A 12,079-nucleotide genomic window follows, 5' to 3' on the forward strand; every position below is an offset into this window, starting at 1 on the left:
AATTTCAAACTTGAAAAGCGGGCACTTCTGAGTTAATCTGCTCATTGTGACTAACAGATTACTTCTATTGTTCACCGCAATCGTCTCAGTTGTTGTGTTGAGTTCCTGCGGCAACAAAGCCAATGACAACACGCTGTACGAAATCGCCGTTGCAGAGGATTCGCGACTTTTGCCCGCCGAATTGCTCGACAAGTGGATTGTCTCGCCTGATTCGGTTGTGCGCGAGCGTACTGCTTATGCCATTGGTATCGTAGGGGAGCCGACTACGTTTGAGAGATTGCGCCAACTACTTTCTGACCAATGCGAATCGGTACAGAGAGCGGCAGCCTTTGCTGCTGGACAAGTCGCTGATTCGGCTTCGCAAGATAAGTTGATTGTGCTTTCGAATTCGACGAACGCAAGCGTCAGACGATCCGCACTGGACGCCCTTTCCAAGATCGGTACTCCGGCCGCCTCGGCGAGATTATCGACAGTCCTGAATGATGACAATGAAGAATCGTCTACACGCGCTCTCGTTGCTCAATGGATGTTTCGACTCAAAGACACTGAGTCACAAAACGCTCTTATTGCACAAGCGATGTCAGACGATGACTACATTCGTGAGCGGACATTTTATTCGCTTATGCGACGCAGCGTCAAAGACGCACAGCCGCTGTTCTTGATGGGGCTGAATGACAAAGTCGCACAGACACAGATATTTGCCATCAACGGCCTTTCCCGCATCAGTGATACTTCAGCATCTTCAGCAGTACAACCGCTGCTCCTGAGCCAGAATTCGCGTGTTCAATATCATGCGGTCAATTTCATGGCGAAGTTTGGCATTGTCGAAGCATTGCCGGTGTTGATTAATCTGACGGCAGTAGATAGAGACCCATACGTTCGCACAGCGGCCGTCCAAGCGCTCGGCAAGTTCAAAGACAACCAATCGGCGTTGACGTTGATGGAGTTACTCAACGATGCGGATATCAACGTCGCCTCGGCGGCGCTTGTCGCCTATTCTGCACTGGGAAGACCAAACGCCGCGACTTTTGCGCAACTCTTCGTAGGTGATTCCGACCCGCGCAAACGAGTGGCTGCAGCGCAGGCGTTTGGAACGATTAAGACTGATACAGCAAGAACGATGCTGGAGTATCTATTTGCCGATCCGGTGCCGCTGGTTCGAGGCGAAGCACTTGACCAGCTTTTCGGTTTCGACAAACCGAATTTGACCGACCGCTTTATTGAATCGGCTTTGGCCGATTCCGATTACATGCCGGTCGCAATTGCGACAAACAAGGTCGCGACAGATAGGCTGATGCAGCATCTCGCTTCGCTTCGTAATGTCTACTATGCCAATCAACATATCGAGAATCAGCAATCGGTACTTGATGCTTTGATCGAATTGGCTGACTCAGTAAGCGACAAAGCTCCGCTTGCGACTTTGGCAGACTCGGCGCTGCATCACAGCGATTTCAACATTCGCAAGCGTGGCCGTGAACTGGCGAGCAAGCTTATGCTCAAGATACCCGGCACCGAGGACAAGTTTGAAAGCGATCTGACACCGGAGAGATTCGACTTACTTTACAACCGAACTGATTCGCCGCGCGTCCGGATAACAACCGCACGCGGTGAAATCGTCATTGAATTGTATCCCGAGATTGCTCCCAAGGCAGTCGCCAATTTTCTCAAACTGGCAGACTCCGGATTTTACAACAATCGAATTTGGCACCGAGTGGTACCCGATTTTGTAATACAAGATGGCTGTCCACGCGGCGATGGCTGGGGTTCGCCCGGTTATGAAATCCGCTGCGAGTACAATCACTTGCCGTTTGAACGCGGCAGTGTCGGAATGGCTACCTCGGGCAAGGATACCGGCGGCAGTCAGTACTTTATCTGTCATTCAGCTCAGCCGCATCTCGATGGTCGGTACACGGTCTTCGGGAAGGTGATTTCTGGGCTTGATATCGTCGACCAGATTCAGTTGGGCGATAGTATTACATCTGTGACGCAAATTACTACGGGAGTCAAATAGTGAGAATTTTAATACTCGCGCTTCTTACCTCTCTGACGACTTTTCTTACCGCAAACGCCGCGCCGCCAGTAGAAGAAATCATCCGAAACGCCATTTCCAAACTCGAAGCCGACAAGCAGACTTGTTCGACATTTACGAATAGCACCGTTGCCAAGTCAATCAAGTACGACAAGAAAATGCAGCCTGACGAAGTCACTATTATGGTCAAGCGGTCCTATCACGTCAACAAGCGCATTGCCGAGCAAATTTTCTCAATCGAGAAGGACGGCAAGAAGCTGACATCCAAGGAAATCGACGAGAGAGCCGAAGAACAAACCAAGAAGTGGGAAGACGAACATAAGGAAGGCGCCGACAAGCGTGCTGCCTCACGCGACAATTATGTCGATCCCCTTACGGTCGAAGGCATCGATACATACAGCTACCATCTCATCGAAACTCGCGATTCGGCATTTGGAGTAGTGACGGCAGCCGTCGCCGGAACCACGGAGATTATCGATCAGTCGGTGCAAAAACTGACGACGTACTACATTGTTCAAGCCCGTGCCAAAGTCGCCGATGAAAAACACCTTAACGCGACCTATTGGATCGACGCTAAGACGTATGGCATCCTGAGGACGGAATTTGCGCCCTCCAAGATGCCGAGTTTCGTCGAGATGCTGGACTTTCAGTTGGACTACGAGATTCTCCAGCTTGGCGAATCTACACTATATTTTCCGCGTCGTTTTGAACTCAAGGGCAAGGCCGGGTTTCTATTTTTCAAGGGAAGATTCGGCGCCATCGAAGAGTATTCTGATTACCGCTGTGAAGAAGCGATTGACGAGTCATTGCTAAAGACGCGTTATTTCTACAAAGCTGATGAAGGCACAAAGTGATGAATATCGAGGCCGTAAAAATCGATATGCCGGAAGGCTGCAACCTGATCTTTGGCATGAGCCATTTCATCAAGACCGTCGAGGACTTGCACGAACTGATGGTCAATTCGGTGCCAGGTGTGAAATTCGGTGTTGCATTCAGTGAAGCCTCCGGCGACCGGCTGGTCAGATATTCCGGAAACGACAATGAACTCGCCAATGCCGCAGCTCAGAACTTGATGAAGATCGCCAGCGGCCATTGCTTCCTGATCTTCATGAAGAACGCATTCCCGGTAAATATCCTGCCGGCATTGAAGAATGTTTACGAGGTCGTGAACATATTCTGTGCCACCGCCAATCCCGTACAAGCTCTGATCGTTCGCACAGAACAGGGCGGAGGCATTGTCGGTGTAGTTGACGGCGAAGCGCCACTGGGGATCGAAGATGACTCTGCTCGTCAGAAGCGACACCAGTTCTTGCGCACAATTGGTTACAAGCAGTAAGCAAACAGGAAATTCTACCTTGAGCAAAGTTCGTTAATGCCGCCGCTGATTAAATACGACAACGGAATTGAAATCGAAGGACTCGATTTCCACCTTGATGCGCATCGCCGCGCTGAATGCAGTTTTGTGTCGCATGCGCATTCCGACCACGCCCGCAAGCACGGACGTGTCTTGGCAACGGCTGAAACGATACTGATGTATCGCCGCCGCTTTCCCGGAGTGCCGACCCGCGCGCTGCCGATGAATCGCCGAATCAAACTTGGCGATGCGACGGTCGAGCTGTTTCCGTCGGGCCACATGCTCGGCTCGGTGCAGATTCTCATTGAAATCAAGCGAACGCGAATTGTCTATACCGGCGACTTCAAGGTCTATCCCAATATCACTTGCCCGCCAATAGAATCGCGACGCTGCGATATATTGATTATGGAATCAACCTATGGCGACCCGATGTATTCATTTCCCCCCCAGAACGAAGTCTACAGCCGAATCGTCGGATTCGTCAAGCGTGCGCAGTCGGACGGCTATATCCCTGTATTGGCAGGCTATGCGATGGGGAAGGCGCAGGAAGCTGTGTGTTTGTTGCAACAGCATGGATTCAAGGTTGCCGTTGATAAAGCGGTTAACGACATCAATCATCTTTATCGAGCCTCCGGTGTGAAAATGGAATCAACCGATCACTATCTACATACTTCGCTCGAAAACAAAGTCGTCGTCGTTTGTCCGCAGACGCTTCGTGAGGAGCAATTCAGGGCATTGCGTCGCAAGCGGTCATTGTTCTTAAGCGGCTGGTCGCAGGGCGGCAGAGGGAAGAACAACTTCAGTACAGATATGGGCGTGCCCCTATCAGATCACGCTGATTTCACGCAGTTGATTGCCTATATCGAATCTTGCAGTCCGCGAAAGATCTACACACTCCACGGCGAGCCGAAATTTGCCCAGTTATTGCGCGAGATGGGATATGACGCCGAGTATCTGCACAAAGGCTTCCGCAGCGACCAAACTCCGGCGCGTCCCATTGACATCACTCAGCCGAAGATCGCCATCGGCACAAACTTCGAGCTTTTCTAACCAACCTGATGAAGTTCAGTCAAATTACAGGTAAGTTCTTTGTAGCCCTTCTGCTGCTATGTAATTCAAGCGCGGCATTTGCCGACTATCTCTGGCCGCTGCCGTTTGGTAATGAGTTGACCTCGATTTTCGGCGATTATCGAACCCGCCGTTATCACGTTGGTATCGATATGCGTACCGGCGGCGAAATCGGTAAGACTGTCGTTGCCCCCGAAGACGGTTACGTGATGCGAGTCCGCACCGGATACTTTGGCTACGGAAAGGTCATCTACTACAAGCTTGCCGACGGCAATACCTGTATCTTCGCCCACCTGAGCGCGTTTGCACCGGATCTTGAGGAGTTTATTCAGCAGCGGCAAATCGCGTCGGAGTCATACAATCAAGACATTGAATTGAGTCCGGACAAGTTTCCTTACAAACGTGGCCAGACGATAGGATTCTCCGGCGCAACCGGTGTTGGCGCACCGCATTTGCATTTTGAGTTCCGCACGCCTGACAATGTTCCGGTCAATCCTCTGACGGTAAAAGGCTTTGAAGTACCCGACAACAGTGCGCCGGTGTTTCGTAATCTTCGCCTGATTGGCTTCGGAAATGATGAACTTGCTCGTGCGCTTGGCTGGAATTTCTCGTATGCATTTCGCAAATCGCCGAAATCTGCCGACTACGTTTTGACGGTGAACTTGCCGTGCGGATTGGACGATTACTGGCTCTCGGCGGAAATCGTCGACAAGGTGGGGAAGAGCATTTCTAACAAGCCAATCTACGATGTTGAGGTCCGTTGTCTCGACCGGGTGTTGTACCATCTGCGTTATGACAAGGTGCCATTCGACGACACATATCTCATCGATGCCCAGCGCAATTTCGCGATGGCACAAACCGGCAATCAGGAATTCTACAATCTGGTTAATGTACACAATGCTCGGACAATGTCTGGCATCTGTGAAATGGTCGGACAGGACCCGCCGCCGATTGAAATCATAGCGTCTGACGCGGCCGGAAACTCCTCTAAGGCAATTGTCAGGATCTATGATTCAACGCATTCTACAAAGGACGGTAAGTTTGCTGTTCCAAAGCCGGATACTATCAAACTTAACAACTTATTGGAAAAGTACGGCGACATAGACGGGCGACATCCGGCGGCGTTCATTCCCGGCGGCGACAAAATGTACTTGCTTGTGAAGGCGACTACTTCAAAGGCAGCGAAGGTGACAGTACACAGTAAAGGGTCGGAAAGTAGTGTGGAGTTGAATCAGGTCGCCGGCAAGTTTTATCTTGGTGTTGTTGATCGCATCTTTGGAAAGTCGCCGGGCGAAAGAATGGCACTTCGTGATTCTGTGTATGTTGTCATCGAACCGGCTGTTGGGGAGTCAAAATCGTTTACGGTCCCGACCACTTATTCCCGACTGCTCGACGACACCGGCAAGTTCGTGCCGTTGATTTCCGATGATCGGCGATTCACTGTGGAGTTTCCGGCTGACACAAATGCGATGTTGCCATTGGATGACAATTACTATTACAAACTCAACAGATCTGGAATCGGCAAATTCCCCAACTACTCTCTCGAACCGTCCGCAACGGCGCTCACGAAACAGGTTACTTACACATATTCAATTGGCGATTCTATTCCAAAGGGCGTTGGTCTCTATTCTGTCGGCGGAAAGGGACTCTACTATCTCGGTGGAATGATTGATAGCGTGAAGAAGACGATTACCGCTAAGTCTTATGTCCTGGCAACTATCACTGCCCGGCAAGACACGATTCCTCCCAATATCCGACAACTTAGACCGGCGGCGAATGCAGTCGTGACCAGCGCGCGCCCCAAAGTTAGTTTCAGGTTCAGTGACGAACTTTCCGGCGTAAGCGACAATATCGATATCCGCATAGATGGCAAATGGTGTATCCCAGTCTACGACCCTGAGTCCGGTGAGGTAACAGCCGTCTCGCACTTTGACTTGTCACGCGGAAAACACAAGCTCGAAATCAAAGTCGCTGACAAAACAGGCAATGTCCGCCGCATGAGCACCGAGTTTACCCGAGGCGGCAAATAGTCCATAGAGTTTTCTGCCGCCGACCTTGAATACTCCCAGCAAATCGCATATATTCCAACAAATGATTCCACTGCGCGACGAAGTTCCGACCCGGCATTTTCCCATTGTCACGGTGATTCTGATTGCCGTCAATGTTCTGGTTTACGTATACCAGTTCTTCCTGCCAGATGTGCAATTGAACATCATGGTCTACAAGTGGGCGTACATTCCCATCGAGTACACTAGGTTTGAGCAGGTCTATCCAGAATTGGCAGTACCGTTTGGTCTGACAGTTTTTACCAGCATGTTTCTTCATGGCGGATTTATGCACCTTGCCGGTAACATGCTGTATCTGTGGATATTCGGAAACAACATCGAAGACCAGCTTGGGAAGATCAAGTTCATCATCTTCTACTTGGTCTCCGGAATTGCGGCTGTTGCATTGTTCACAGCATTCGATCCAAGTTCTGAGGTACCAATGATCGGAGCATCCGGCGCGATTGCCGGGGTCATGGGCGCCTATATGGTGCTGTTTCCAAATGCGCGTATTCACACGATCATTTTCCTCGGCTTTTTCATTCAGGCGGTTCGCGTCCCTGCGAAGATTCTCCTTGTTTTCTGGTTCGCTATGCAGATTATATTCGGATTACCCTCGTTGATGGGACCATCACAAGGTGGGGTGGCGTGGTTTGCACACGTAGGCGGTTTCGCCTTCGGTTGGCTCTACTTCAAGTTGACCAACAAAAAGCCCTATAACCAATACTGGAACGATTAGAGTCTATGTCTAATACAGCTGAATTTGTCCATCTGCACAATCACACGCAGTACTCGCTTCTCGACGGCGCCTGCCGTATCGAGCGTTTCGTTGATCTTGCAAAGCAGATGGGATTTCATGCGCTGGCAATTACCGACCACGGAAATATGTTCGGTGCGATCGAGTTCTATAAAGCTGCACTGAAAGCTGGAATCAAACCGATTATTGGAACCGAGGCGTACGTAGCCCCGAAGTCGCGCGAGCTAAAGCAATCTGTCGCTGGGTATCCTGACGGCGGGAATCATCTGCTCTTGCTTGCAAAGAACAAGCAGGGATACCAGAACCTGATTAAGCTTTCAACCATTGGATACCTTGAAGGCTTCTACCATCGGCCACGCATCGACAAGGAATCGCTCAAGAAATACTCCGAAGGCTTAATCTGCACCTCTGCCTGCCTTCAAGGCGAAGTTGCCTTTCACTTACGCAATAACAATCAAGAAGAAGCCAAGCGCGCGGCTTTTCAATTTGCCGACATATTCGGCAAAGAGAATTTCTACATCGAGATACAAGACCACACCATCGATGACGAAGACAAGGTTCGTCCGCTGTTGCTGAAGCTTGCGAAGGAAAACAACTTCAACCTTGTAGCGACGAATGACTGCCACTATTTGCAGAAGGATCACCATCAAGCGCATGATGTCTTGCTTTGCATACAGACAGGCAAACAGGTCAATGATGCCGACCGGATGCGATACACGACAGACCAACTCTATGTCAAAACTGTGGCAGAAATGAAAGAACGCTTCGGTCAGTATCCGAATGCGATCGAAAACACTCTCAAAATCGCTGAAGAGTGTAATGTCGAAATCAAACTGCACGACATGCACCTGCCGGCATTTCCTTTGCCGTTATCAGCAAGCAATCCCGATGACTACCTTACTCATCTCGCCGAAGAGGGATTGCTGGAGCGGTATCCAAACCCGACTCCAGAGGTTCGCGAGCGTCTGAATTTCGAGTTGGGCGTGATCAAGCAGATGAAATATGCAGGATACTTTCTGATCGTGCAGGATTTCACCCGCCACGCTCGCGAAATCGGAGTCTCGGTCGGACCGGGTCGTGGCTCAGCTGCCGGTTCAATCGTCTCGTATGTGCTCGGTATCACCAACATTGATCCGATCAAGTACGATTTGCTTTTTGAGCGTTTCCTCAATCCCGAACGCATTAGCATGCCTGACATTGACATCGACTTCTCCGACCGCGGTCGCGACAAGATTATCCAATATGTTATCCAGAAGTATGGACAGGAAAACGTCGGGCAGATTATCACCTTCGGCACCATGGCTGCTCGCGGCGTTGTGCGCGATGTCGGTCGTACCCTCGGTGTGCCCTATGGTGATGTCGACAAGATCGCCAAGTTGATACCGTTTGCTCTCGACATGACGATTGAAAAGGCGCTTCAGCTTGAACCACAGTTGACTGAACTTGCCAAGACCGATGCCCGAATAGACAAATTGCTGGAGTACTCGAAGATACTTGAAGGACTCACGCGCCATGCTTCGACGCACGCCGCCGGAGTGGTAATCGCACCATCGGCGCTTACCGACTACGTTCCGCTTTACAAAGGCAGCAAAGACGAAATCACGACCCAGTGGGACATGAAGGCTGTCGAAGAAATCGGCCTTCTCAAGATGGACTTCCTCGGATTGCGTACGCTCACCGTTCTTGACGATTCACTGGCAATGATCAAGGGTGGCAAGGGTGTCGAAATCGATCTCGATCAGATTCCCCTTGATGATCGCGATGTTTACAAGCTCTTCGGCGCCGGTTATACGATCGGAATCTTCCAGTTCGAATCTTCGGGAATGCGGGATTATCTGCGAAAGCTCAAACCGGAGAATCTCAACGATTTGGCGGCGATGAACGCACTTTATCGTCCGGGTCCGCTCAAAGGCGGTGTCGTCGATCTGTACATCGACCGCAAGCATGGCCGCGAAAAGACGGAATATGTACACCCGTTACTGGAATCGATTCTAAAAGACACTTACGGCGTAATAGTTTTCCAAGAGCAGGCGATCAAGATCGCGTCCGAGATGGCGGGTTACTCGCTTGGAAAAGCGGATATTCTGCGCAAAGCAATGGGTAAGAAGAACGCCGAGTTGATGCGCTCGCAGAAGGAAGAATTCACTGCCGGGTGTATCGAAAAGGGAATTGACAAGAAGACTGCCGAGACCGTATTCGATCTCATCGACAAGTTCGCAGGGTACGGATTCAATAAGTCGCATTCGGTCGGTTACGCTTTACTTGCCTACCAAACAGCATATCTCAAAGCGCATTACCCTCACGAATTCATGGCAGCAAACATGACCTCGGAAATGATCTCGACTGAGCGCATTATCATTCTCATGGAGGAATGCCGCAGAATGGGGATCGAGGTATTGCCGCCGGATGTCAATGAATCGCAAGAGTCGTTTACCGTAGTCGACGGGAAGATCCGTTTCGCACTAACTGCCGTCAAGAACGTTGGTCAGGGAGCCGTGCAGGCAATACTCAGAGCTCGCAACGAGGGCGGCCATTTCACAACAATCTGTGATCTGACTACTCGTGTGGAACTAAACGCGCTCAACCGGCGCACGCTTGAATCGCTAACTATGTCCGGAGCGCTGGATTCGCTTACCGGCAGCCGCGCACAGTTGTTTGAGGCGACCGAAAGCGCGCTCAATTTTGGGCAGTCGATTCAACGCAAAGAAGCAATTCATCAAGTCGATATGTTTGCAGCAATCGGTGGAGTCGATACCACAGTTCAAGAGCCGCCGCTTCCGAAAATCGATGAGTGGAATCGCTCAATTCTCCTTCAGAAGGAGAAAGAGGCACTTGGCTTCTACGTGAGTGGACACCCTCTGGAAAAATACCGTCTTGAATTAGCGGCATTTGCCACAGTGAATTCGGAGGAGATTTCTGAACAACCTGACGGTGCTGAAGTATCCCTTGGCGGAATTGTCCAGAACCTGAAGATCAATTACGACAAGCAGGGGCGGCAAATGGCGTTCATTACTCTGGAGGATTTCTTTGGAGTGATTGAAATCCTGACCTTTGCCGATCTATATGAGAAATCTAAACAGCTTATTCAGGTGGATGCCCGGCTACTTTGCCGGGGAAGGGTTTCGACCCGAGAAAACGAAAAACCAAAGCTAATCGGTTCTGATGTTGTCGGTTTAGAGGGACTATTTAATGCCCGGCCGGCTGTTATGGAAGTGTTTTTGAATGGTTCTGCAAACGATAAGATGTTGCAGGATATATGCTTGGAGCTGGCAGCGCACCCCGGCCCGGTGAAGGTACAGCTGTCGATGATTTCCGGAAGTCAGCTGTTTACGCTCTCGCCACGTAAGATTAAGGTGTTACCGGACCAGCAAATGTTCGAAAAACTCGAGAGTATTGTTGGAAAAGAGAACATAACTTTTCGTAAATCCGGCTGATTCTGGGAACCGGAGAAATTCAATAGGGTTAAAATGAATAACTGTTACTGGACGACGAAAGTCCTTGTACTACAAAAGAAAACGATGACAAAGATGACCATGACTATTGTTCGCAAAGCTCTCAGTGTATCGATTCCAGCCCTTGTGCTGATCTCGAGTTTCTTCAGCTACTCGACACCGGCAATTGCAGACAGCAGTGCAAAGAAAGCAATCGCCTGGATGCCGTATGACTCGGCAATTGTGAAAGCAAAGAAAGAGAACAAACACGTTCTCATACACTTCACTACGTCTTGGTGTGGCTGGTGCAAGAAAATGATCGCTGAAACTTACACTAATCCGAATGTGATGGGTATCGTCAATAGCGATTTTGTAACAGCTCGTGTTGATGGGGATTCATACGGTGTACTTAAACTCGCCGATGGCGACATCACCGAAAAGGGCCTGACAATGCAATACGGTGTACGCTCCTATCCGACTACGTTTTTCCTCGAGCCAACTGGGACCAAGATCGCGGGTGCTCCGGGTTATCTTGACACCACGCAGATGCTGTATGTTCTTGGCTTCATTAGCGGAAATTACAATGAAGACATCGCCTTTACAGATTATGTCTCGATGCAGAAGAAATTGGAATCAGTTCGTCCCGATGCGAAGCTCAAACTGGGAATGACTGCCAAGCAAGTTCGCACTTCCTGGGGCGATCCCGCCAAAGTCGAGCCAAAGACAAGTGACAAGGGCAATCTGGAAGAATGGGCTTATGGGACAAACCAGTTCCTGATCTTCAAAGACGGCAAGTTGAGGGGCTTTCAGGAACGCGAAGTAAGTGCAAACTCGACAAAAGTAAAGGCGACTAACCCGTAATATGACGTTGCTAATTAGATTCGCAACAATACTTGCAATGATTGCTCTGGTGCTGGCTTCATGCTCGAGTTCAGATACTCCAGCAACGAGTCAACTTGGTCAAGCACCGGGGTTTGCTTTGGAAGGCATGGACGGGAAAACCATTGACTTTGAGCAATACAAGGGTAAATTAGTGTTGGTAGATTTCTGGGCAACATGGTGTCCACCGTGTCGCCGGTCAATTCCGCACCTTGCGGAGCTGCATACCAAATACTCCGGTCGCGGTTTTGAAGTCGTTGGCATTTCGCTGGATAATACAGGTAAAGAATCAGTTGCGAGTTTTGCGCGGGATTACTCAATCCCGTATACGATCCTGATGGGGACGCAAGAAACCGCAATGAAATGGAATATTGGAAGCGGCATACCGGTAGCGATTCTTGTAAATCGGGAAGGTGCCGTTGTTGAGAAAATCGTCGGGTACAAGGACACGCAATTCTGGGAACAGAAGATCGCCCAGTATTTGTAGTAGTGCCCGGCAGGAAGTTTAACGAAGAA

Annotated in this window: 9 protein-coding genes; all 9 read left to right on the forward strand. The window is 50.1% G+C overall.

Features of this window, described 5'->3' with window-relative positions; genetic code table 11:
- The first annotated feature begins 46 nt into the window (after window positions 1-46).
- The 9 genes from IPH59_09995 to IPH59_10035 all read left to right on the forward strand — a co-directional run bounded on the left by IPH59_09995 (window position 47) and on the right by IPH59_10035 (window position 12,050).
- Window positions 47-2,011, forward strand: coding sequence for a HEAT repeat domain-containing protein (locus IPH59_09995; GenBank protein ID MBK7092032.1), 1,965 nt, complete (start codon window positions 47-49; stop codon window positions 2,009-2,011).
- Complete coding sequence (locus tag IPH59_10000) at window positions 2,011-2,883, forward strand: hypothetical protein (protein MBK7092033.1); 873 nt, start codon at window positions 2,011-2,013, stop codon at window positions 2,881-2,883. Before IPH59_09995 ends, IPH59_10000 begins: the two co-directional genes overlap by 1 nt.
- The gene (locus tag IPH59_10005) at window positions 2,883-3,365 is read left to right on the forward strand and encodes an adenosine-specific kinase (GenBank protein ID MBK7092034.1); all 483 of its coding nucleotides are present in this window, start codon (window positions 2,883-2,885) and stop codon (window positions 3,363-3,365) included. Before IPH59_10000 ends, IPH59_10005 begins: the two co-directional genes overlap by 1 nt.
- Window positions 3,366-3,401: 36 nt before the next feature.
- Window positions 3,402-4,433 carry a hypothetical protein gene (locus tag IPH59_10010; protein ID MBK7092035.1) on the forward strand — a complete coding sequence of 344 codons (1,032 nt, stop codon included), beginning with the start codon at window positions 3,402-3,404 and terminating at the stop codon, window positions 4,431-4,433.
- A gap of 8 nt (window positions 4,434-4,441) precedes the next feature.
- Window positions 4,442-6,481: a M23 family metallopeptidase gene (locus tag IPH59_10015; protein ID MBK7092036.1), complete on the forward strand. Its 2,040-nt coding sequence runs from the start codon at window positions 4,442-4,444 to the stop codon at window positions 6,479-6,481.
- Window positions 6,482-6,542: 61 nt separating this feature from the next.
- Window positions 6,543-7,235 (forward strand): rhomboid family intramembrane serine protease, encoded by a 693-nt coding sequence (locus tag IPH59_10020; protein ID MBK7092037.1) that lies wholly within the window; start codon window positions 6,543-6,545, stop codon window positions 7,233-7,235.
- A 5-nt stretch (window positions 7,236-7,240) separates the two neighbouring features.
- A complete protein-coding gene (locus IPH59_10025) occupies window positions 7,241-10,687 on the forward strand; it encodes a DNA polymerase III subunit alpha (protein ID MBK7092038.1) in 3,447 nt (1,148 codons plus the stop codon).
- Between the two features lie 84 nt (window positions 10,688-10,771).
- Window positions 10,772-11,545, forward strand: coding sequence for a DUF255 domain-containing protein (locus IPH59_10030; GenBank protein ID MBK7092039.1), 774 nt, complete (start codon window positions 10,772-10,774; stop codon window positions 11,543-11,545).
- A gap of 1 nt (window position 11,546) precedes the next feature.
- Window positions 11,547-12,050, forward strand: a complete 504-nt coding sequence (locus tag IPH59_10035; protein ID MBK7092040.1) for a TlpA family protein disulfide reductase — start codon at window positions 11,547-11,549, stop codon at window positions 12,048-12,050.
- Window positions 12,051-12,079 lie beyond the last annotated feature (29 nt).

The sequence above is a fragment of the bacterium genome (assembly GCA_016708315.1).
Lineage (GTDB): Bacteria > Zixibacteria > MSB-5A5 > CAIYYT01 > CAIYYT01 > JADJGC01.

Bases quoted from the DNA above. Each gene is read 5' to 3' on its own strand.
- IPH59_10005 (MBK7092034.1), top strand. From the start codon at position 2,883: ATGAATATCGAGGCCGTAAAAATCGATATGCCGGAAGGCTGCAACCTG.
- IPH59_10015 (MBK7092036.1), top strand. From the start codon at position 4,442: ATGAAGTTCAGTCAAATTACAGGTAAGTTCTTTGTAGCCCTTCTGCTG.
- IPH59_10020 (MBK7092037.1), top strand. From the start codon at position 6,543: ATGATTCCACTGCGCGACGAAGTTCCGACCCGGCATTTTCCCATTGTC.
- IPH59_10030 (MBK7092039.1), top strand. From the start codon at position 10,772: ATGACAAAGATGACCATGACTATTGTTCGCAAAGCTCTCAGTGTATCG.
- IPH59_10035 (MBK7092040.1), top strand. From the start codon at position 11,547: ATGACGTTGCTAATTAGATTCGCAACAATACTTGCAATGATTGCTCTG.
- IPH59_10025 (MBK7092038.1), top strand. From the start codon at position 7,241: ATGTCTAATACAGCTGAATTTGTCCATCTGCACAATCACACGCAGTAC.
- IPH59_10010 (MBK7092035.1), top strand. From the start codon at position 3,402: ATGCCGCCGCTGATTAAATACGACAACGGAATTGAAATCGAAGGACTC.